Origin of the sequence: Jannaschia pohangensis (assembly GCF_900113875.1) — a bacterium.
GTDB classification, from domain to species: domain Bacteria; phylum Pseudomonadota; class Alphaproteobacteria; order Rhodobacterales; family Rhodobacteraceae; genus Jannaschia; species Jannaschia pohangensis.
This window is the reverse complement of record NZ_FORA01000001.1, coordinates 1,143,452-1,165,121: the sequence shown is the minus strand read 5'-3', so window position 1 is coordinate 1,165,121 and position 21,670 is coordinate 1,143,452. Positions and strand designations below refer to the sequence as shown.

General features: G+C 64.7%; 23 protein-coding genes. 6 read left to right on the top strand and 17 right to left on the bottom strand.

Going from position 1 to position 21,670, the window contains the following annotated elements; all coding sequences use genetic code 11:
• Positions 1-68: 68 nt before the first annotated feature.
• Both BM002_RS05860 and BM002_RS05855 read left to right on the top strand, forming a co-directional pair.
• On the top strand, positions 69-1,274 hold the full coding sequence (locus BM002_RS05860; protein WP_092778171.1) for an RSP_2647 family RNA methyltransferase: 1,206 nt from the start codon (positions 69-71) through the stop codon (positions 1,272-1,274).
• Positions 1,271-1,807 carry an RSP_2648 family PIN domain-containing protein gene (locus BM002_RS05855; RefSeq protein ID WP_092778169.1) on the top strand — a complete coding sequence of 179 codons (537 nt, stop codon included), beginning with the start codon at positions 1,271-1,273 and terminating at the stop codon, positions 1,805-1,807. The genes BM002_RS05860 and BM002_RS05855 overlap by 4 nt, the downstream gene beginning before the upstream one ends.
• Here BM002_RS05855 and BM002_RS05850 read toward each other — a convergent pair.
• Positions 1,804-4,260, bottom strand: a complete 2,457-nt coding sequence (locus BM002_RS05850) for a penicillin acylase family protein (protein WP_092778167.1) — start codon at positions 4,258-4,260, stop codon at positions 1,804-1,806. The genes BM002_RS05855 and BM002_RS05850 overlap by 4 nt on opposite strands.
• On the opposite strand from BM002_RS05850, the gene BM002_RS05845 reads away from it, so the two are divergent.
• Positions 4,229-5,209, top strand: a complete 981-nt coding sequence (locus BM002_RS05845) for an NAD(P)-dependent oxidoreductase (protein WP_425431825.1) — start codon at positions 4,229-4,231, stop codon at positions 5,207-5,209. The genes BM002_RS05850 and BM002_RS05845 overlap by 32 nt on opposite strands.
• 117 nt (positions 5,210-5,326) lie before the next feature.
• Positions 5,327-5,713, top strand: coding sequence for a BrnA antitoxin family protein (locus BM002_RS05840; RefSeq protein WP_092778165.1), 387 nt, complete (start codon positions 5,327-5,329; stop codon positions 5,711-5,713).
• A gap of 202 nt (positions 5,714-5,915) precedes the next feature.
• Here BM002_RS05840 and BM002_RS05835 read toward each other — a convergent pair whose 3' ends face one another.
• The 13 genes from BM002_RS05835 to BM002_RS05780 all read right to left on the bottom strand — a co-directional run bounded on the left by BM002_RS05835 (position 5,916) and on the right by BM002_RS05780 (position 16,487).
• A complete protein-coding gene (locus BM002_RS05835) occupies positions 5,916-7,319 on the bottom strand; it encodes an AlbA family DNA-binding domain-containing protein (protein ID WP_092778163.1) in 1,404 nt (467 codons plus the stop codon).
• 257 nt (positions 7,320-7,576) lie between these two features.
• Positions 7,577-8,563, bottom strand: a complete 987-nt coding sequence (locus BM002_RS05830; protein ID WP_092778161.1) for an ABC transporter substrate-binding protein — start codon at positions 8,561-8,563, stop codon at positions 7,577-7,579.
• Positions 8,564-8,610: 47 nt separating this feature from the next.
• A complete protein-coding gene (locus tag BM002_RS05825; protein WP_092778159.1) occupies positions 8,611-9,558 on the bottom strand; it encodes an ABC transporter permease in 948 nt (315 codons plus the stop codon).
• Positions 9,555-10,535, bottom strand: coding sequence for an ABC transporter permease (locus BM002_RS05820; RefSeq protein WP_092778822.1), 981 nt, complete (start codon positions 10,533-10,535; stop codon positions 9,555-9,557). Before BM002_RS05820 ends, BM002_RS05825 begins: the two co-directional genes overlap by 4 nt.
• Positions 10,532-10,960 (bottom strand): GNAT family N-acetyltransferase, encoded by a 429-nt coding sequence (locus tag BM002_RS05815; RefSeq protein WP_092778157.1) that lies wholly within the window; start codon positions 10,958-10,960, stop codon positions 10,532-10,534. Before BM002_RS05815 ends, BM002_RS05820 begins: the two co-directional genes overlap by 4 nt.
• On the bottom strand, positions 10,957-11,136 hold the full coding sequence (locus tag BM002_RS05810) for a hypothetical protein (protein WP_092778155.1): 180 nt from the start codon (positions 11,134-11,136) through the stop codon (positions 10,957-10,959). Before BM002_RS05810 ends, BM002_RS05815 begins: the two co-directional genes overlap by 4 nt.
• Positions 11,137-11,410: 274 nt before the next feature.
• Entirely contained in the window at positions 11,411-12,184 is a 774-nt protein-coding gene (locus BM002_RS05805; RefSeq protein WP_092778153.1) for an ABC transporter ATP-binding protein, read from the bottom strand.
• A gap of 93 nt (positions 12,185-12,277) precedes the next feature.
• Positions 12,278-12,754, bottom strand: a complete 477-nt coding sequence (locus tag BM002_RS19005) for a hypothetical protein (protein WP_139212287.1) — start codon at positions 12,752-12,754, stop codon at positions 12,278-12,280.
• A complete protein-coding gene (gene hydA / locus BM002_RS05800) occupies positions 12,754-14,217 on the bottom strand; it encodes a dihydropyrimidinase (protein ID WP_092778151.1) in 1,464 nt (487 codons plus the stop codon). The genes BM002_RS19005 and hydA overlap by 1 nt, the downstream gene beginning before the upstream one ends.
• The gene (locus BM002_RS05795) at positions 14,218-14,511 is read right to left on the bottom strand and encodes a hypothetical protein (RefSeq protein ID WP_092778147.1); all 294 of its coding nucleotides are present in this window, start codon (positions 14,509-14,511) and stop codon (positions 14,218-14,220) included. It abuts the gene before it with no gap.
• Positions 14,512-14,577: 66 nt separating this feature from the next.
• A complete protein-coding gene (locus BM002_RS05790) occupies positions 14,578-14,826 on the bottom strand; it encodes a hypothetical protein (RefSeq protein ID WP_092778145.1) in 249 nt (82 codons plus the stop codon).
• On the bottom strand, positions 14,823-15,107 hold the full coding sequence (locus BM002_RS05785) for a hypothetical protein (protein WP_139212286.1): 285 nt from the start codon (positions 15,105-15,107) through the stop codon (positions 14,823-14,825). The genes BM002_RS05790 and BM002_RS05785 overlap by 4 nt, the downstream gene beginning before the upstream one ends.
• A 129-nt stretch (positions 15,108-15,236) precedes the next feature.
• Positions 15,237-16,487: a Zn-dependent hydrolase gene (locus tag BM002_RS05780; protein WP_092778141.1), complete on the bottom strand. Its 1,251-nt coding sequence runs from the start codon at positions 16,485-16,487 to the stop codon at positions 15,237-15,239.
• A 157-nt stretch (positions 16,488-16,644) separates the two neighbouring features.
• Here BM002_RS05780 and BM002_RS05775 point away from each other — a divergent pair, with 157 nt between their 5' ends.
• Together BM002_RS05775 and BM002_RS05770 are read left to right on the top strand one after the other, a co-directional pair.
• Entirely contained in the window at positions 16,645-17,268 is a 624-nt protein-coding gene (locus BM002_RS05775) for a TetR family transcriptional regulator C-terminal domain-containing protein (RefSeq protein WP_092778139.1), read from the top strand.
• Positions 17,269-17,356: 88 nt separating this feature from the next.
• Positions 17,357-19,225: a potassium transporter Kup gene (locus BM002_RS05770; RefSeq protein ID WP_217641146.1), complete on the top strand. Its 1,869-nt coding sequence runs from the start codon at positions 17,357-17,359 to the stop codon at positions 19,223-19,225.
• A gap of 40 nt (positions 19,226-19,265) precedes the next feature.
• On the opposite strand, the gene BM002_RS05765 is transcribed toward BM002_RS05770, so the two are convergent.
• From BM002_RS05765 to BM002_RS05755, 3 genes are read right to left on the bottom strand one after another with little or no spacing between them, the layout of a single operon-like run.
• Entirely contained in the window at positions 19,266-19,712 is a 447-nt protein-coding gene (locus BM002_RS05765) for a DUF6636 domain-containing protein (RefSeq protein WP_092778135.1), read from the bottom strand.
• A gap of 44 nt (positions 19,713-19,756) precedes the next feature.
• A complete protein-coding gene (gene preA, locus BM002_RS05760; RefSeq protein ID WP_092778133.1) occupies positions 19,757-21,061 on the bottom strand; it encodes an NAD-dependent dihydropyrimidine dehydrogenase subunit PreA in 1,305 nt (434 codons plus the stop codon).
• Between the two features lie 48 nt (positions 21,062-21,109).
• Positions 21,110-21,631: a DedA family protein gene (locus BM002_RS05755; protein ID WP_092778131.1), complete on the bottom strand. Its 522-nt coding sequence runs from the start codon at positions 21,629-21,631 to the stop codon at positions 21,110-21,112.
• Between the last annotated feature and the right edge of the window lie 39 nt (positions 21,632-21,670).

The following is a 21,670-nucleotide window of genomic DNA, read 5'->3' as shown; positions in this document are numbered from 1 at the left end:
CCCGTGCCGATGACAAAGGCCCCCTCGTGGGGCCTTTCGCATGTCCGGCAGTCGGACTAGAGGGAGCCATGACCGAACATGACACCTCCTCCCGCCCGGTACTGCGCCTGAAGCCCAAGGCCGACGCGCGCCGCATCCGACATGGCTACCCTTGGGTCCACCGCGACGAGCTGGTGACCGACCGGCGCACCCAGGCGATTGCGCCGGGAACCATCGCCGTTCTGGAAGACGCCGAACGCCAGCCCCTCGGCACTGTCGCGGTCACCATCGAAAGCCGGATCGCCGCCCGCATGCTCGACCGTGACCCGCTGGCCGAGATCGACGGCACCTGGATCGCCGCCCGGCTCGAGATGGCGCTGGCGCACCGCGCCCGGGCCTTCGACGCGCCCTTCTACCGTCTGGTCCATGCCGAGGCGGACGGTCTGCCGGGTGTCGTCATCGACCGTTTCGGCGATGCCGCCGTCCTGCAACCCAACAGCGCCTGGGCAGATGCGCGGGCCGATCTGTTTGCGGACGCGCTGATCGCCCTTGGCCTGAGCCATGTGCTGCTCAATGCCTCGGGTCGGTCGCGCGATGCCGAGGGGCTTGACGACACCGCCCGCTGGCTGCGCGGCGGGCTGGACGATGCCGTCGCCGTGCCGATGAACGGGGCGACCTACATGGCCGACCTCATCGGCGGGCAGAAGACGGGTCTGTTCTATGACCAGCGGCCAAATCACGCCTTCGTTGCCGGCCTGGCGCGGGATGCCCGCGTTCTGGACGTCTTCAGCCATGTGGGCGGCTTCGGTCTGGCGGCTTTGGCGGCGGGGGCGACGTCGGCCCTGGCCGTCGACGGCTCTGCGCCTGCCCTAGCCCTGGCCGAGCGGGGGGCGGCTGCCATGGGTCGCGCCGATGACTTCGCGATCCGCCGGGGCGACGCCTTCGCCGTGATGGCCGACCTCGCGACAGAAGGTGCGACCTTCGACATCGTCGTGGCCGACCCTCCGGCCTTCGCACCCTCCAAACAGGCGCTGACCCAAGGTCTGCGCGCCTATGAAAAGGTCGCCCGCAATGCCGCGCCGCTGGTGGCGCCGGGCGGCTATCTGACGCTCTGTTCGTGTTCGCATGCCGCCGACCTGTCCAAGTTTCGCATGGCCTGCATCCGGGGAATCGGGCGCGCGGGGCGGTCGGGGCAGCTGGTCCACACCGGCTATGCCGGGGCCGATCATCCGGTGCATCCTCAGCTGACCGAAAGCGGATACCTCAAGGCGCTGACCTTCCGGCTGATGCCGTGAAAGCCTTCCTCGACGCCTGCGTTCTTTACCCGACGGTGTTGCGCGAAATTCTGGTCGGCTGCGCCGCCGCCGACCTCTATCGCCCCCTCTGGAGCCCGCGCGTCCTGGAGGAATGGGCCCGCGCGACCCGCAAGATCCCCGATGGGGAGGTCTTTGCCCGGGGCGAGATCGCCGCTCTTCGCGCCCGCTTTCCCAAGGCCGAAGTCCGGCCCGGAGAGGCGACGGAGGCGCGGATGTATCTGCCCGACCCGAACGATGTGCATGTCCTGGCCGCCGCGTCCGATGCGGGCGCGGATATCCTCGTGACGTTGAACATCCGTGACTTCCCGCGTGGCGACGTGGCGGCCGAGGGGATCTCCCTGTCGAACCCGGACGCCTTCCTGATGGACCTGTGGCTGGCACATTCGGACGCGGTGGCCGGGGTCGTGGCGGGGGTCCATGCGACCGCCTGCCGCCTGTCGGGCGAAGACCTTGACCGCCGCGCCATGATGAAACGTGCGCGGCTGCCCCGGTTGGGCAAGGCGCTGGACTAGTCGGCTTCGGGCAGCAACCGCGTGACACCCACGGCACCGGCCCGCGCCAATTGCGGGTCCAGCGTCATCGGGATGTATTCGCCCCGTCGCCACAGTTCGCCCAGATCGTCGTAGTGCCGCGACAGCGGGTGCCCCGATTGCCCGGTCGAGATGATGAACAGGCTGCTCTCGGGGTCCGAGAAGTCGTAGACGCCGCGATAGCTGCCGGCATGGACGTTGGCGAAGGGGTTGGGCATCTCGCCCCCCGTGCGCCCCCGGTTCAGCGTGTGATCGCCGCCCGAGGTGCTTTGCCGGATGTTGACGATGAACGACAGGCCGGGCTGTTCGCCCAGGACAGGATGATCCTGCATCGCCTCGTGCGCGTCGCCCCATCTCCAGGCTTCGACCCGTCCGCCATAGCGATCTTCGAGGAATTGCAGCGCATCGTCGAGCGCCAGGCGCGCCACGTCGGTGCAGCTTTCGACGGCGCTCGACTGGATGATGTCGCACCAGGCCTGCGCGCCATCGATGTTGCGATAGACCCGTTCGATGAACAGCGGCTCCATCCGGGGGTATTCGGCGGCGAGCGGTCCGAGGTCATCGCGGATCAGGCGTTGCTGCAACGCGCGCATCCAGGCGGCATAGATCAGCGGCTCGGGCAGGTGCTCTGACATCTCGCCGTTCCAGGCGGCCAGCAGTTCCAGCGCAACTTCGCGGCGCCGTTCGGGCGTGCCCGCCGGGGCCGCTTCGCCGGTGAACCACAGATCGCGCCCGATCAACGGCAGCAGCGACCGCGCGGCGGTGGAAATGATGTCGAGTTGCGCATCGACAAGGCTTTGCCGGGTGTGAACCTGTCGGTCCTGCATCAACCGCTCCATCCGCTGCACCCGCTGGCTGTCGCCCCAATAGTGGCTCAGGTGATCGGGGAAGGGCGTGTTGACGGTCTTGTTGTTGGTGTTGCCCAGAATGCCGCTGTCCGGGTCGGCCCAGACGGGGTTGGCGCTGGCGGGTTTCAGGCCGCGCCAACGGTTCTCGGGGATCCAGCCGGGGGCGGGAATGCGGCCTTCGGACTGGTGGCCCGGGTCGCGGTCGGGTTGCCGCCCCATCAGGGCCATGGCGATCCGCGTCCCGTCGGTCAGCATCAGGTTCTGGGCCGGGGCGATGAAATGTTCCGTCGCAGCCAGCCCATCATCCAGCGTTTGGGCCCGCATCAAGTCCAGCCCGGCGCGCAGCGAGGTGTCCTCGGTCGACAGGCCCGTCCAGGACAGGGCGGCCACATGACCGTCGGGCGTCACCGCCCCCAGATCGAACTGACTGCCGGTCAGGACGGGGCCATTGACGCTGCGCCGCAGGGTCAGGGTCACGGGTTCTGCATCCTTGATCGTCAGGATGCTGCGCTCCGTCTCGAAGTCTGCCCAACCGTCGGGCGTGCGGTATTGCGTGGGGTTTTCGGGGTTCAGCTGCTCGATCAGCACGTCCTGATCGTCGAGGTAACTGGACGTCAGACCCCAGGCCAGCCGCTCGCTTCGACCGACGAGGATCGTGGGCAAACCGGGCACCGTCGCACCGATCACCCCGCCCGAGGCAAGCTCCATCCGGGCCAGATACCAGAGCGCCGGGGCCTGAAGCCCGAGATGCGGATCGTTGGCCAGCAGGGCCGACCGCGCCGCCGCGCGGTCCGGCGCCACGGCGAAGGCGTTCGAAGCGCCGGCCAGGTCGCCGTCCGGCACGGGCCAGAGGAACGGTGTTTCGGCGGCGGCGTATTGCCTGGGCTCGAGCCCCGGGAACAGGTCGCCCGCCAGCTCGACCGTGCCCGCGCCGGGCAGGTCAGGGTGCAGGTCGCGCAACCGCTCGGCCGGCAGGACCAGCGAGGCGCGGGCCCGGCGCACCTCTTCGGTCACATGGCCAGAGAGTTGCAGGGCCATCAGCTTGACCACCGCGATGCTGTCGGCGGGTTGCCAGGGCGCGATCTGCGGCGAGAAGAGGAAGAACTCCGGCGCACCCCGGCCCGACGCCTCCCGGTTGACCACGGCGATGCGGGCGTTCACCCCCGCCGAATAGGCGCGCAGCATGGCCATCGTCTCTGGGTCCTGCGCCTCGACCGACGCCGTCGCCGCCTTGTAGAGCCCAAGGCGCCGCAGCAATTCGTCCGTGCGGGCGGTGCGACTTCCGAAGAGTTCCGACAACCGGCCCTGGGCCGTCCGCCGCATCAGCGTCATCTGCCACAGCCGGTCCTGCGCATGGGCATAGCCCAGGCCGAAGAACACATCCGCGTCCGTCTCGCCGAAGATGTGGGGCACATTGTGGGTGTTGCGCACGATCTCGACCGGGGCGGTCAGCCCGGCCACGGTCTCGGTCGCGTCATAGTCGGGCAACGACCGCGAGGCGAGCCAGAACACCAAGGCCAGTGACAGGCCGAACAGGATCAGCGACCCCGTCACGATGCGAAATGTCCAGCGGAACAGACGTTCCATGATGCCCCCGGTTGACCCCTGTCGGTTGGGCGGGTCTAACCGCGGAAAGGCATGGATGCAAAGGGAGGTCGGCATGGCGAAAGTGGCGTTTTTGGGGATGGGCGTGATGGGCGCTCCGATGGCCGGACATCTGGTCAAGGCGGGGCACGAGGTCTGCGTCTACAACCGGACGGCGGCCAAGGCCGAAAGCTGGGCCAATGTGCACGGCGGAGAGATGGCGGCGACCCCGCGCGAGGCGGCTGACGGGGCGGATATCGTGATGGCCTGCGTGGGCAACGACGATGACCTGCGGGGCGTGTGCCTGGGTAACGACGGGGCCTTTGCGGGCATGGCGGAGGGCGCGCTTTTCGTGGACCACACCACAGTCTCGGCGGAGGTCACGCGGGAGTTGGCCGCAGCCGCAAAAGCGTTGAAAATCAACTACGTGGACGCGCCTGTTTCGGGCGGCCAGGCGGGGGCGGAGAATGGGCAGATGGTGATCATGTGCGGGGGAAAACCCGAGGATTACCAGCGCGCGGAGCCGGTCATGGCGGCCTTTGCGAAGCTCAGCAAGCACATGGGCGACGTGGGCGCGGGGCAGCTGACGAAGATGGTCAACCAGATCTGCATCGCGGGGCTGTTGCAGGGTCTGTCGGAGGCGATGGTCTTTGCCCAGAAGGCGGGTCTGGACGGCGCGGCGGTGGTCGACGTGATCCAGGGCGGGGCGGCCGGAAGCTGGCAAATGGTCAATAGACACAAGACGATGCTGGCCGGGGAGTACAACCACGGGTTCGCCGTCGACTGGATGCGCAAGGACCTGGGCATCTGCCTCGCCGAGGCGGAGAACATCGGCGCGCCGCTGCCCGGAACGGCGCTGATCGACCAGTATTACAAGGACGTCCAGGCCATGGGCGGCGGCCGCTGGGACACGTCGAGCCTGATGGCGCGGCTGAAGAAACTGGCGGAATAATCCACAGCGGAGACGCGGGTGACCAACGGGTGATCCGCGTCGGACGTTGTCCGCGTTAACCTTTCGCTAACCGCTCCGCCCGAGGCTCCCCTTCGATGACACCGAAAGGGGACGACGATGACGACCAAGGCACAGCGCAACCAGACCTCCGAAATGCTGGCGATGATGATGCGGTTCGAATGGGACATGGCCCATGCCGCAACCCGCCGCGACCGCGTGCCGGAGGACTGGCGACAGATCTGGCAGAACCGCAGCCAGAAGAAACGCAAGGTGAGCCTGTACGTGGACGAGGACGTCTACAAACTCTTCCGCTCCATGGGGTCGGGCATGGGCCCGCGCATGAACACGGTCCTGAGCGCCTTCGTCCGCGCCCGGCTGGCAGGGCTGCTGGAAGGCGAGGATCTTGTGGAACAGGCGCGGGAAAACTGGATGGGCAAGGCGAAACCGACGGCAGCGGAGTGCTTTGCGTTGTTGGAGCGGGGGAGGGGAAGGGAGCAAGGATGAGGGGCTGTTCAAGTCGATGGGCGCGGGCATGGGACCGCGCATGACCCTCGTGCTCGGGGCGTTTGCCCGCGCCCGGCTGGCGGGGTTGCTGGAGGGGGACGATCTGGTCGAGGAAGCGCGGGGGGCGTGGATGGGACGGCCCAAGCCCTCGGTGGTGGAGATCATAGCGGTGTTGGAGCGGGGAAGAAGTGTGGGGCAACAATCAACTGCCGAGTTCTTTATTCTGGGCCGCTTTTCTACCAACTGCTCTTTCACCGGCCTCCGAAAGCTCCCGCAATAGCGTCGCCAAGTCCTGACTGCCTGGCTCTTCAAAGAAACCCGGAACGCCCAGACCGGCGCATACAAGTTCCATTACCATTAGGGTCGGAAATAAATATTTCTCGAAACCTTCATCGTCAAAAATATTTATTATTTCGTGGAAGGTATCAGGGTGATAGCCGAAGGGCGTTATCACTTCATCATAGATGCAAAAAGGCAAACCTTGTGTTTTAATATTGCAAAGTATCGTACTTGAGTCTAAAAAAGGTATACATTGGCGAACGCCTGATATTACGGTCTTGGCGAAGATTTTATTCTTTGGCGTGTTGTTCTTTTCCAAAAGTTGGATGTACCTGTTCATTATAGATATCAAGGTTTGCCATATCTGATTCAAATCTAGGATCTTCCCATCGGTAACTCGTGAAGACCGGAGTAATTCGTAAAATTCGGTAGTATTCTCGTATTTTTCGAATCCAACGATGTATGGGAGGTCGCCATGGGTGTAATAAAGGTTTAATGGTATCCATATTTCACTTTTTAAGCCAGGTCCGATAATCCACGTGAGGCCAAATTGAGAATGTTTTGACAAACTTGATGTTTGCCTTGCTATTAATCCTCGATTGGAGCGATAACAAGAATCAACGGGCGCGTATGGGCCACTATCTGGTTCGTTGAGGATGGTTGAAATCTCCTTGCTGGAGAAACGCCAAGACGCACCTTCCACGCTACGAAGGTCAGCGTCCAGTAGTATGCGGAGGTAAGGAATTTCAACATCACCTTCTGTAAGTTCGGGATGACGTTTTACCCAATCTTCATATTTTTGATTTACCTTTTCACCTCTTTCCCAGAGGTTATCTAATTGGTGACGATCGGTTTCTGATTTTGGCTCAGAGCTATCGGCTACTCGCCGAAATATACAGCCATTAGAATGAATGTGAGGAGTCGAGAAGCTCATCGGGACATGAATACAAATTACAGAACATATCTCGGAAAGCCCCATCTCGGAATTCGGCCCAGTAAGGATTTTAATTTCGAAGTGCGGAAGTGGGTTGAGGTGGGCAGATATACTCTGCCGAATGGTTTGAATCGATTCGTCTAACTGTTCATGATTGATGCCGGGGCAGCATTCAGCAGAATTATCTGCCCCAGACCTCTCTTTTATCCCGTAAAATATCCATCCGCCATAGGTGTTTGCAAAAGAAGAAACAGATTTCGCAATAGACTTCGAGTTTGGGATCTTCTCCTTATATTCTACATACCAGCCCTCTCTTACCTGCGAAAGATCGTTTAAATCTAAGGCGGTTAAGTTGCTAAGCTTGGTGTTCTTGAAAGGCGTGTAATCAGTCATAACGTGGTGCGCCCTTGGCTTGATTATGGAAAACGCTAAAGCCTAGTGTCCTGGAATTCGGGGTCTGGCGCAACGCCACAATCGGTCCCGTCCGGCTTGTGGCGCGCGAAGCGTAGGGGTGTGGCGGGGTGAACCCCGCCCTACGGGGATTGGTGTGAGGCGCGGGGGAGCGGGTCGAGCGCGAGGATGACGGAGGGCGGTGAGAAACGAAAAAGGGCACCCTGGGGGGTGCCCTTCGTCGTTGCAAAGCGCGGCGCTCAGTTCAGCGCGGCATCCGTGATCACGCTGGTCCACGCGCCTTCGGGCGCTGCCGAGATCACGGGGTCCGACCCACCGGCCAGCAGGGTGTCGACGGTGCGCTGGTAGTCGGCCTCGTCCAATGCGCCGTTGGAGCCGGCGGTGAGTTTGGCGATCTCTTCCATCATGCGCAGTTGCGCGGCCTCGGACTGGGCGCCGGTCTCGTCGTTCTCGATGATGATGGCGGCGGCCTCGGCCGGGTTTTCCTCGGCGTATTTCCAGCCCTGCATCGAGGCGCGCACGAAGCGGGTCATCTTGTCGACGAAGACCTCGTCCTCCAGGTTCTCTTCCAGAACCCAGATGCCGTCTTCCAGGGTGGCGACGCCCATGTCCTCGTACTTGAAGGTGACGAGTTCATCGGGCGAGACGCCGGCGTCCAGCACCTGACCGTATTCGTTGTAGGTCATGGTGGAGATGCAGTCGGCCTGGCGTTGCAGCAGGGGATCGACGTTGAAGCCCTGTTTCAGGACGGTCACGCCGTCTTCGCCGCCCTCGGTCGGGATGCCCTCCTGGCTCATCCAAGACAGGAAGGGGTATTCGTTGCCGAAGAACCAGACGCCGATGGTCTTGCCGCGGAAGTCCTGCGGGCCGGTGATGCCGGTGTCCTTCCAGCAGGTGAGCATGAGGCCCGACGTCTTGAAGGGCTGCGCGATGTTGACCACGGGCAGGCCCTTTTCGCGCGCGGCGAGGGCGGAGGGCATCCAGTTGAGCATGGCGTCGGCGCCGCCCCCCGCGAGGACCTGGGGCGGAGCGATGTCGGGGCCGCCGGGCAGGATGGTGACGTCGAGGCCCTCGGCCTCGTAGAAGCCCTTGTCGAGGGCGACGTAGTAGCCCGCGAACTGGGCCTGGGTGACCCATTGCAGTTGCAGGGTGACGGTATTGGCATGGCCGTCCGCGAAGGCGGGCGTGGCGAGCGCCAGGGTGGCGGCGGCGATCAGGTGTTTCATGGTTCTCTCCGTGTTGGGGGCGCTTTGGCCCGGGTTCCGGGACGGGTTCAGGCCCGTCCGCGTTGTGAAGGATGCCAGAAGGTCAGGCGTTTCTCGAGCAGGGCGATGGCCCCGTAGGACAGCGATCCGGCCAGCGCCGCGACCACGATAGAGGCCCAGACCATCGGAAGGTTCAAGCGGCCCACCTCGGTCGAGATGCGAAAGCCCATGCCGAGGGTCGGGCTGCCGAAGAATTCGGCGACGATGGCCCCGATGAGGGCGAGGGTTGTGGCGATCTTGAGGCCGTTGAAGATGAAGGGCAGGGCGGCCTGGAGCCGCAGGAAGCGGAGTTCCTGGCCCGCGCTGGCGCCGTAGGTGCGCATCAGGTCGCGCTGCATCGCGGTTGTGTCCGACAGGCCCGCGACGGTGTTCACGAGGACGGGGAAGAAGACCATGACGACGACGACCGCCGCCTTGCTCTCCCACCCGAAGCCGAACCACATCACCAGGATGGGCGCGGTGCCGACGATGGGAAGGGCGGCCATGAAGCTGCCCACCGGGAGGAGGCCGCGGCGCAGGAAATCGGACCGCGCCACCAGGAGGGCGGTCGCGATGGCGGCGGTGCAACCGATGATCCACCCGCCGAGCGCGCCCTTGAGGACGGTCTGCACGAAGTCGGCCCAGAGGGTGGGGAGGTTGGTGGCAAAGGCCGCGGCGATCTGGGTCGGAGCGGGCAGGATGACGGTCGGGATGGCGAACAGGCGGCAGGCCATTTCCCACAGGATCAGCAGGGTGAGGCCGAAGAGGATCGGAGAGGCAATTCTGGCCATCGGCGTTCTGGCGAGCCCGATGTTTGCGGCCCAGAGCCCCAGCCAGATCGCCAGAAGAAGCGAAACCTGCCAGAACAGGAGGGCCCCAAGCGAGATGACCGCCACCGCGCCGAGGAGCCAACGCAGAGCCTCCAGCCCCAGGATCCAATCGTTGATGCGACGGGTCCGATCTGCGGATGAACTCATGCCAAACCCATCCGTCTGAGGGTGAACCGTTCGACTGCGGCGATGACCGCCACCAGCAGGGCCGCCACGATGGCCGCCCCGAAAAGCGCGGACCAGATCTGCACCGTCTGGCCGTAGTAGCTGCCCGCGAGCAGGCGCGCGCCGAGACCCGAGACGGCGCCGGTCGGAAGCTCGCCCACGATGGCGCCCACGAGGGCCGCGGCCACGGCGATCTTGAGCGAGGCGAAAAGATAGGGCAGCGACATCGGCAGGCGCAGGGACAGCAGCGTCCGCAGGCCGCTGGCATTCCATGTCCGCATCAGGTCGAGATCGGAGGGCGAGGCGGCGCGCAGGCCCTTCACCATGCCCACGGTCACCGGAAAGAACGACAGATAGGCCGAGATGATGGCCTTGGGCAGCACGCCTTGGATGCCGATTGAATTCAGCACTACGATGATCATCGGCGCGATGGCGAGGATCGGAATGGTTTGGGAGGCGATGGCCCATGGCATGACGCTCAGGTCCATCACGCGGCTGTGGACGATGCCCACGGCCAGCGCGATGCCTGCGATCGACCCGATCAGGAACCCCAGAAGCGTGGGCGCAAGGGTGATTCCCGCATGCCAGACAAGGCTGCGCTTGGAGGTGATCTTCTGTCCGACGATCGTGTCCCAGAGTTCGGTCACCACCTGATGCGGGGTCGGCAGGCGCGGGCGGTCCTGATCGAAGGCGCGGGCCAGGGCCTGATCGGGGGTGGCGAAGGCAAGGGCGATGCCGCCGACATCGCGCCGCTCGGCCGCCGTGGCGGGGCTGACGGCGATGCCCTCGCGTTCGGCCAGCAGCAGGCTGTTCTGCGCGTTCATCGGGATGCAGGCGAGGTACCACAGCCCGATCAGCGCCGCGATCACGGTCACGACCGGGCCGAAGTTGCGGGCGAATTCACGCAGGCGGCGCGACGTCGCGCCCGGAGGTGTTGCGGCGAAGGTCGCATCGGTCATCGCCGCCACTCCATCAGGATTTCGGGGACGCCGTCGGCCCCTGTCAGGCCCCGTTCCACAACGCGGAAACCTTCCCGTTCATAGAACCGATGGGCGGCGGTGTTGGGCGCGTGACTGCGCAGGGTGATGCGGTCGCGGTCCGCCTTGACCCGGTCCAGCAGGGCGCGCCCGACACCTTGGCCCGGGGTGGCGACATAGAGGCCATAGATATGGTTTTCGTCGAAGGCGAAAGACAGATAGCCCAGAATGGCGTCGTCTTCGGTCGCGGCGACCCAGACCTCGCGCCGGGGGAAGCCGTCGCGCATGATGGCCTCCAACTGGTCGCGTGTCGGCGCATCGGGCATCCAGTCGGTCGCGCGAAGCCAATCGGCCACGATGGCGGCACAGGCGGGGGCATCGTCGGAGGTGGCGCGACGCAGGATCATGGTTTGCCCCGGTAGCGTCGCCAGATCCGCCACAGGGAGCTCGCGATGACGAAGAGGGCGATGGCGCTGAACGCAGGGCGTCCGGCCATGTCGGCGAAGGCGGCGGACGTGAGGAACCAGATCGCGATGACGATCACGAGGATGTCGGCGATGGTCTGGGCGGTGTCGCGGTTCATGCCATGACCCGATGGACGGCGCGGCCGAGAGGATGGAATTCGAGTATTTTCGGACCCGTGATGGAGGTGGTCGCGCGCATTATTCTTAACGGCGCGTTCATCATCATTGGTCCTGAAATACTCATGTCGCAACCGAAGGACCGGGGGCCTCGCTTAACGATTTCTTCACTTCGGTCGTGCAGGGATTGGGGCGCGGTACAGGCTGGAGAGCCGATGACCGTGACCAGTGATGCGAGGGGCCTTGTGCCCCTCGTCTCCATGCCCCGCGCGGCGATCATGCGGCTTCCATCCCGGTCCGCAGGCCTTCGCGGACGCGGTGGGCGACGGCCAGGAATTCCGGCGTGTCGCGGATGTCGAGGGGGCGGTCCTTTGGCAGGGGCGAGTCGATGATGTCGGTGATGCGGCCCGGGCGGGGGGACATGACGACGATCTTGGTCGACAGGTAGACCGCTTCGGGGATGGAGTGGGTGACGAAAAGCGTGGTCTTGTTGGTGCGCTTCCAGAGGGAGAGCAGTTCCTCGTTCAGGCGGTCGCGGACGATCTCGTCCAGTGCGCCGAAGGGTTCGTCCATCAGCAGGATCGGGGCGTCGAAGGCCAGCGCGCGGGCGATGGAGGCGCGTTGCTGCATCCCGCCCGAGAGTTGCCAGGGGTATTTGTTGGTGAAGTTGCCCAGTTCGACCAGTTCGAGAACGTCTTCCATCCGCTTGGTCCGGTCGGCCTTGGAGTAGCCCATGATTTCCAGCGGCAGGGTGACGTTCCGCCCGATGGTGCGCCAGGGGTAGAGGCCGGCGGCTTGGAACACGTAACCGTAAGCGCGCGCTTTCCGAGCGTCATCGGGGGCCATGCCGTTGACGGTGAGGGTGCCGCCGGTGGGGGTTTCGAGTGCTGCGACGCAGCGCAGGAAGGTGGTCTTGCCGCAGCCCGAGGGGCCGATGAAGGAGACGAATTCGCCTTCGTTTATGTCCAGCGAGATGTCGGAGAGCGCGTGGACGGGGCCGTCTGGGGACGGGAAGGTGAGGTCGAGGGATTGGGCGGAGATGGTGGTCATTTTATCGACTTCATTTTCTTGAAACTAACGTAAATTCGCACCAGTGGAGGCAAAAAGTCCATTGTCATATGATCGGATTGAGAACACCCGCATTCACCGTTCCGATGAAAAAGGATATACTGCAAAGAACCGGCCAACAGTGTCAATTAAATCTGCTAGACAATCTGCATCTAGAGCTAGTTCTGGATTATTGCGATCACGAAATACGAATTTACGAAATTTGAACTCGACATCGCCGTGGGCTATTGAATTACGCATATGCCTCAAAAATCGCTTTGGATCATCATTGATATCATATTTTTCAGACCAAATTTTCCATACCTTAAGGAATTTGATCGAAGAAATAGCATCATTTAACCACCGATCTTTTGGGAAAACTAAAATGAAATAAAGCACAGATAGGACACGAACCTGCGTGAAGTATCCATCTGAAAGAGTTCCCGGCACGTAACCTGCATTCTTTTCCACTTTACTAACGGCAGCTTTCCATTCTTCTGTCCCATATATCTCGGAAATTATAAAGTTTTCTACGACTGCAAGTCCTGCGGCATTTCTAAGATCACTGTTCATCAAACCCCCGCTGGAATGTTCATCGGGTCGCGCTCGATCTTGCGCGGGGTGTTGAGCGCTTTCCACTTCGACAGGGCCTGCGAGGCGCTGGCGAAGGGTGGGCGGCTGACGAAGCGGCCCCGGCCCGGTCGCGGTTGGGAGTTCTGGCCATGGGCCCAGATGACCTCGCCGCGCGACAGGGTGTAGCGGGGGGCGGCTTTCAGCTCCATGCCCTCGAAAACATTGTAATCGATGATCGACTTCTGGGTGGCGACCGAGACGGTGCGGTGGATGCCTGGGTCCCAGACCACCAGATCGGCGTGGCCGCCCCGCATGATGCCGCCCTTGAGGGGGTACATGTTCAGGATCTTGGCGATGTTGGTCGAGGTGACGGCGACGAACTCCTCGGGCGTCAGGCGGCCCGTCTCGACGCCCTTGGTCCAGAGCATCGCCATACGTTCCTCCAGCCCGCCGGTGCCGTTGGGGATGCGGGTGAAGTCGCCGACACCCATGCGCTTCTGTTCGTCGGAAAAGGCTGCGTGGTCGGTGGCGACGACGTGCAGCGACCCGGCGGCGAGGCCGGCCCAGAGGCTGTCCTGATGCATCTTGTTGCGGAAGGGCGGGGACATGACGCGGCGGGCGGCGTATTGCCAATCCTTGTTGAAATACTCGGTCTCGTCGAGTGTCAGGTGCTGGATCAGCGGCTCGCCATAGACACGCATCCCCTTCTGGCGGGCGCGGCGGATGGCTTCGTGCGCCTGTTCACACGAGACGTGGACGATGTAGAGCGGGCAGCCTGCGGCATCGGCGATCATGATGGCGCGGTTGGCGGCCTCGCCCTCCACCTCGGGCGGGCGGGAATAGGCGTGACCCTCGGGGCCGGTGACGCCCTCGGCCAGGTATTTCTGCTGCAACTCCTGCACGATGTCGCCGTTCTCGGCATGGACCAGCGGCAGCGCGCCCAGTTCGGCGCAGCGGCGGAAGGAGGCGAACATCTCGTCGTCCTCGACCATCAGCGCGCCCTTGTAGGCCATGAAATGCTTGAAGGTGTTGATGCCGCGCTTGTGCACGACCTCCTCCATCTCGGCAAATATCTTCTCGTTCCAGCCGGTGATCGCCATGTGATAGGAAATGTCGGTGCAGATCTGGTCCCGGCTCTTGCGGTCCCAGTCATCGATCGCATTGAGTAGCGACCCATCCTCGCCCGGAAGGACGAAATCCACCAGCATCGTGGTCCCGCCCGCCGCCGCCGCGAAGGTGCCGGACTCGAAGGTCTCGTGGGCGGTGGTGCCCATGAAGGGCATTTCCAGATGGGTATGCGGGTCGATGCCGCCGGGGATGACATAGGCGTCGGTGGCGTCGATGACCTCGTCGCCCGAAAGGTTTTCGCCGATCTGGGCGATATGCTCCCCCTCGATCAGGACATCGGCCTTCCACTGGAGGTCGGCGGTGACGATGGTGCCGTTCTTGATGACCTTGGACATTCATTGGCTCCTTGGCAGGGGGATGGCTTCGATGACGGATTCGGGGTCGCCTTCGCAGAAAGGCACGCCCCTCTCGCTGCTTGCGAAATCGAAGGGGCGGATGTCGCCGTGACGGTCGCGGTAATAGAAGCAGCCGTCGCGGACGAGCATGTCCTTGCGGGGGATGCTGGTGGGCCGCATCATGTCGACGGCCTGGGGCAGGTCGGCGGGGGCCGGGCCAAAGCCCGCCTCCTGTGCCGGAACGCAGCTGGCCCAGAGAACCGCCGCCGTGAATGTGCCGCCTGTTCGGATCACGCGGCCCTCGCTATCCCCACGGACCGGGGGCATGGCGCACCCGGCCGAAGGGTTCGTTGCGGGCCGTCACAGGCAATATTGCGTCCCCCGGGGGATCAGCACCGGATAGATCTGCCCCTGATATTGATAGCCATAGCAGTTGTCGGCGACGCGGACATCCTGGGCGGTGATCCCGCGCGGCAGAAGGCGCGTGACCGCGAAGGGGATGGGCGCGTCGGTGACGACATAGGTCTGCGGGTCACTGACCGGGCCGTCCGCCGTGGGCAGGCAGGCGGCAAGGGCGAGCGGCAGGGCGAGGAGGAGGGCGCGCGTCATTTCAGGCAATACTGGCTGCCGTCCGGGCGTTTGACCGGAAGGATCAGGCCGTCCTGCACATAGGCGTAGCAGAGGTCGTTTTCGCGCACGTCCAGCTTGGAGACACCGGGGGGCAAGGCGGCTTCGACCCCGCGCGGGACGTTGTGGTCCAGCTCCTTGTAGTCGGCCGGGTTGGCGACCGCCGGAGAGGCTTCGGGCCCGCCGATGGACACGCCCACGGGTCCGACCGAGGCATTGCACCCCGCTAGAACCATGGACAGGGGAAGGATCAGTCTGAACATCGGGTCACCTCGCGTGTTGTGTTGCCGCAGGGGGCGGGGCGACCGGATGATGCCCCGCCCCTGCGCTCGCGGCAGCATTCCGCAGGACGGGGGGCGGGCGCAAGTCGGAAGCGGCGCTGACCGGGTCGGTCACGCCACGACCCCGGCGGTTTCGATAACCGCATGAAGCAGGACATCGGCCCCCGCCTTGGCCCAGTCCTTGGTGATTTCCTCGGCCTCGTTGTGCGACAGGCCGTCGACGCAGGGGCACATGATCATGGCCGTTGGCGCCACGCGGTTGATCCAGCAGGCGTCGTGACCGGCACCCGAGATGATGTCCATGTGGGAATATCCCAGACGCTCCGCCGCCGATCGCACCGCCGTGACGCAGCCCTCGTCGAAGGTGACGGGATCGAAGCCGCCGACCTTTTCGAATTCGATCTGCATGTCCATGGCATCGGCGATGGCCTGCCCCTCGCTGCGCAGACGTGTTTCCATGTCCTCGATCACCGACAGGGTGGGCGACCGGAAGTCGACCGTGAACACCACCTTGCCCGGGATCACGTTGCGGGAATTGGGATAGACGTCGATGTGGCCCGCCGCGCCCACGGCGTGGGGCGCGTGCGACAGGGCGATCTCCTCGACCTTCTCCAGGATGCGCGCCATGGCCAGCCCCGCGTTCTTGCGCATCGGCATCGGGGTAGAGCCTGTGTGACTGTCCTTGCCGTGGATCGTCACCTGCGTCCAGGACAGGCCCTGACCGTGGGTTACCACGCCGATATCCTTGCCTTCGGCTTCCAGAATAGGGCCCTGTTCGATGTGCAGCTCGAACATGGCGTGCATCTTGCGCGCGCCCACCTCCTCCGTGCCGCGCCAGCCGATGCGGTCCAGCTCGTCACCGAACCGCTTGCCCTCGGCGTCGCGCTTGTCCTCGGCCCAGTCCTGGGTGTGAACCCCGGCAAAGACGCCCGAGGCGAGCATGGCGGGGGCAAAGCGCGTCCCCTCCTCATTCGTCCAGTTGGTCACGCAGATCGGGTGCTTCGTCTTGATGTTCAGGTCGTTGAGCGTGCGGATCAGTTCCAGCCCGCCCAAGACGCCCAGAACGCCGTCGTATTTGCCGCCCGTCGGCTGGGTGTCGAGGTGGCTGCCCACATAGACGGGCAGGGCGTCGGGGTCGGTGCCGGGGCGGGTGGCGAACATGTTGCCGATGGCATCGACACCCATGGTCATGCCCGCCGCCTCGCACCATTTCTGGAACAGGTGGCGGCCCTCGCTGTCGGCGTCGGTCAGGGTCTGGCGGTTGTTGCCACCCGCCACACCGGGTCCGATTTTCGCCATCTCCATCAGGCTGTCCCACAGCCGGTCGGGATCAATCGACAAGTTCTGTCCTGCGGCTGCCATGGTCCCCCCGGGTGTGGTCTTGCAGATTTGACCGCTTGGTCAAAGACAGGCTAACACGGGGGCAACGGCAGTCAACCGTTGCGACCGCGCCGCAGGGGGCGGGTGCGATGTGCCCATAGAACCGGCAGCCTGTCGCGCCGCCGCCCGAGGACTGAGCATGGCGAAAGACGAGGCCCCCACCCGGATCCAGCGCGACCGCCGTCGGCGCATCCGCGAGGCGGGGCTGGAGGTGTTCTCGGCCAAGGGATTTCGTGGTGCCACCGTGGACGAGATCGCGCAGGCGGCGGGGCTGTCGAAGCCCAACCTCCTCTATTATTTCGCCACCAAGGAAGCGATTTATACCGACCTTCTGGCGCGCCTGCTGAAAGCCTGGCTCGACCCGCTGCGCGCCCTCGATCCCGAGGGGGAGCCTATGGCGGAACTTCTCGCCTATGTGCGCCGCAAACTCCATCTCGCGCGGGATTTCCCCCGTGAAAGCCGCTTGTTCGCGGGCGAGATCCTGCGCGGCGCGCCCTTGATGGGGGCGGACCTGTCGGGCGACCTGCGCCGTCTGGTGGATGCCCGGGCCGGGGTCATCGCGGGATGGATGGCGACGGGCCGCCTCGCGCCGTCGGATCCCCATCACCTCATCTTCTCCATCTGGGCGCTGACGCAGCATTACGCCGACTTCGAGGTGCAGGTCCGCGCCGTCCTTGGCGACGTCCGCGACCCCTGGGCCGAGGCGGAGCGCCACCTTGTTACGCATTTCACCCGACTCCTGACCCCCTTGGTGGCCATCTGACGCCCGTCGCGACAGGTTCGCACGATACCGCTTGCGGATGCGGCGAATAGGTATACCTGCTGCGCCGTCATCCACTGGGCCGTCTGCCATGTCTGCGCCTGATTCCCATGCTCCGGCCGCGAAGGCGGGTCTCGCTCTCGGCTCTGTCGGTGTGGTCTACGGGGATATCGGAACCTCCCCGCTCTATGCGCTGCGCGAAGGTCTGGCCGCTGCCGCCGAGGGCGCGGCGCCCGACCCGGAGGCGGTGACGGGCATCGTGTCCTTGCTGCTCTGGATGCTGATCCTGATTGCGACATTGAAATACGTGCTGCTGATCCTGCGCGCCGACAACCGGGGCGAGGGCGGCACCCTGTCGCTTCTGGCGCTCTGCCAACGGGCCTTCGGCGGGCGCAAGATGGCGGTTCTGGGCCTCGGGATCGTGGGGACCGCGCTGTTCTTCGGGGACGCGATGATAACGCCCGCGATTTCGGTCCTCTCGGCGGTCGAGGGCGCGGTGCTGATCGCGCCGGCCGTCGAACCCTATGTCGTCCCGGCGACCATCGCGATCCTCTTCGCCCTGTTCTGGGTTCAAAGCCGGGGCACGGGCCGCATATCGCGGTTCTTCGGGCCGGTCATGCTGGTCTGGTTCCTGACCATGGGCGGCATGGGCCTGTGGCACATCATGGACGCGCCGCGCATTCTGGCGGCCTTCAACCCGATCCATGGCATCGGTTATCTGGTGTTGCACGGCACCACCGCGCTGCCGGTGCTGGCGGCGGTTTTCCTGGCGATCACGGGGGCCGAGGCGCTCTATGCCGACATGGGCCATTTCGGGCGCGAACCGATCCGGATGGCCTGGTTCGGACTGGTGTTCCCCTGCCTGGCACTCGCCTATCTGGGGCAGGGCGCGCTGGTCATCGCGCATCCCGAAACGGCGCGTGACCCGTTCTTTCTGATGGCGTCCGAGACGTTCCTGCCGCTGCTTGTCGCCATGGCCACGCTGGCTACGGTCATCGCCAGTCAGGCGGTCATCACCGGCGCGTTCTCGGTGGCGCGGCAGGCCGTGCAACTGGGCCTGCTGCCGCGCCTGACGGTTCTGCACACCTCGACGACGCAGGAAGGTCAGGTCTACCTGCCGCAGATCAACGGCATCCTTCTGGTGACGGTCGTAATGCTGGTGATGACGTTCCGGTCTTCTGCCAATCTGGCCACCGCCTATGGCATCGCTGTCACAGGCGAGATGATCGTGACGACCTTTCTGGCCGCTTTCGTGTTCCGCAAGGTCTGGGGCTGGTCGCCCGGGTTGATCGCGCTGGTGGTGATCCCGCTTCTGCTGATCGAGGGGGCGCTGTTCAGCGCGAACCTGACCAAATTCGCAAACGGAGGATACCTGCCGATCACGGTGGCCGCCGTGCTGGCGATCGTGATGTGGACATGGGTGCGCGGCACGGCGGCGGTAGAGACCCGTGCCCGCGAAAGGGCTGTCCCTCTGGAGGTGCTGGCGCGATCCCTCGCCGGATCAGACCGCCTCGCCCGTGCGCCCGGAACCGCAGTCTTCCTGAGCCAGGACCCGGTCGCCACCCCCTCGGCGCTGGCCCACAACCTCAAGCACAACCAGACGCTCCACGCCCAGAACCTCGTCGTGTCGGTGCGGATCGCGAACCGTCCGACGGTGGACGAAGCGGAGCGGGCGGTGGTCACGCCGCTGGACGAAAACTTCACCCGGATCCGCCTGACTTTCGGCTACATGGACGATCCGAACGTGCCGCGGGCGATCCGGGCCGTGGTGCCCTTCGACATCATGGCGACCTCGTTCTTTCTGAGCCGTCGCAGTTTTCGCGTGGGTGGGCGGGACGGCTGGCCCCTGTTGCAAAAGCGGCTGTATCGGACGCTGACGGCGGCTTCCTCCAGCGCGTTCGAATACTTCCACCTGCCCGCTGACCGGGTGGTCGAGGTCGGTCAGCAGAACATCCTCTAGGGCGCCCTGCCATGCCGCGACCCGTCCGAGGGTCCGCGGTCTAGTTCAACGTCACGGACGAACGGCGAACCTGGAACCCGTTCCCCGCGCTGTTGCCGCACCGGACGCCGTCGGTCGCCATGGCGCAGGTGTAGTCGGCCAACGACCATTCCGAGCCATAGCTGATTGCCCCCAGGGGTGCGGGCCAGAAGACGTCGCCGTGACAGGTCCACCGTGCCGTGGCGGGTTGACCGGGGCGTAGCAAGATGGTGCGCGTGCGGTCGAAGTCGCAGGTCGGGTCATCGTCGCCATAGTCCGGGGGCAGGTCCCACTCCGCCTCGAACACCAGACAGACGAGAGGCATTTCATCGAACGGCAGATCGGACAGCACGTCGAGATAGCACAGGATGTTCCCGCTCGGGCTGGTAAAGCCCGCCGCCCGCGCTTCGGCGCCGGCGCCGAAAAGAAGACCGAGCGCGACGGCAAGGGCGTGGGTCAGACGTGTCATGCGGTCTCTCCTGCGTCTTTCCGGGGCATCCAGGTCCCGACGGATCACTCCGCCGCGACTGCGCCCGGGTTGTTGGGGTGCGTCGTCCAGTCGGCGGGCTCCGCCTCGACCACCTTGCCGGTGCGCGCGTCGACCGTGCCGGGGGCCAGGCGCTCCATCGTGATGCAGTTCTCGACCGGGCAGACATCGACGCAGAGGTTGCAGGCGACGCATTCCGCGTCGATTACCTCGAAGGTGCGGTCGGCGGACATGCTGATCGCCTGATGCGACGTGTCCTCGCAGGCGGCATAGCAGCGCCCGCATTTGATGCAGTCATCCTGGCTGATCCGTGCCTTGGCGACATAGTTGAGGTTCAGATACTGCCAGTCGGTCACATTGGGCACGGCGCGGCCCACGACCTCGTCGACGCTGCGATAGCCCTTCTCGTCCATCCAGCGGCTCAGGCCCGCCGTCATCTCGTCCACGATCTTGAAGCCATAGGTCATCACGGCGGTGCAGACCTGCACGTTGCCCGCGCCGAGCGACATGAATTCGGCCGCATCGCGCCAGGTGGTGACCCCGCCGATCCCGCTGATGGGCATCCCGTGGGTTTCCGGGTCGCGGGCGATTTCGCTCACCATCGACAGGGCAATGGGCTTGACCGCCGGGCCGCAATAGCCGCCGTGGCTGCCCTTGCCGTCAATGGAGGGTTCGGGCGACATCGTGTCGAGGTTGACCGATGTGATCGAGTTGATCGTGTTGATCAGGCTGACGGCATCCGCGCCCCCACGTTTCGCCGCCGCCGCAGGCTTGCGCACGTCGGTGATGTTGGGGGTCAGCTTCACGATGACGGGCATGCGGGTGTATTGCTTGCACCAGCGGGTGACCATCTCGATGTATTCGGGCACCTGGCCCACGGCGGCACCCATACCGCGCTCGGACATGCCGTGTGGGCAGCCGAAGTTCAGCTCGATCCCGTCGGCACCGGTCTCCTCGACCCGGGGCAGGATCGCGCGCCAGGCGTCTTCCTCGCAGGGGACCATGATCGACACCACCATGGCGCGGTCGGGGAAGTCGCGCTTGACGGACTTGATCTCGTCCAGATTGGTCTGGAGCGGCCGGTCGGTGATCAGCTCGATGTTGTTGAGGCCCAGAAGGCGGCGGTCCGCCCCATAGATCGCGCCATATCGGGGCCCGTTCACGTTGACGACGGGCGGCCCTTCGGCCCCGAGCGTCTTCCAGACCACGCCGCCCCACCCGGCCTTGAAGGCACGGCGGACGTTGTATTCCTTGTCGGTCGGCGGCGCCGAGGCGAGCCAAAAGGGATTGGGCGATTTGATGCCTACGAACGTGGAAGTCAGGTCAGCCATGAGGTCCTCCGAAGGTGAAGAAGGGGAACGGTGCAGGCTTTGCCCGCGTCAGAAAAGCCAGGCCGCCAGTCGCCCGCCCAGCTCGCCCAGCTTGGGCGTCACATAGGCCCAGATGACGGACCCGGCGGCGGTGACCGGCAGAAAGCGTCGGATCGGCATTGCCGCCGCCCCGACCAGAAGGAACACCGGGCCACGCAAGGGCGCCAGGAAGTGTCCCACGAAGACGGCCCAGAGACCCCATTTGCGCAGGGCACGCCGGGCGCGGTCCAGTTCCTTCTGGCGATTGCGGAACGGTCTGGAGGCCAGCACCGGTTCGTGAAACCGCCAGCCCAGCCACCAGGCCGTGGTCGAGCCGCCGATCGCCCCGAAGGTCGCGCCGACGAACAGCGGCCAGAACGGGATCTCGCCCGTGGACACCAGCGCGCCCATCCCGACAAGGACCACCGTCGCGGGCACGAAGATCGCGATGACGACCATCGTCTCGGCAAATCCCATGGCGAAGGCGATCAGGATCAGCCAGTTCGGGTTGGCCGACAGGAAGGACAGGACGGCGTCGGCAAAGGCTTGCATCGGGGGCTCCGGGGCGGGGCGGGATCGGCGGATACTCGG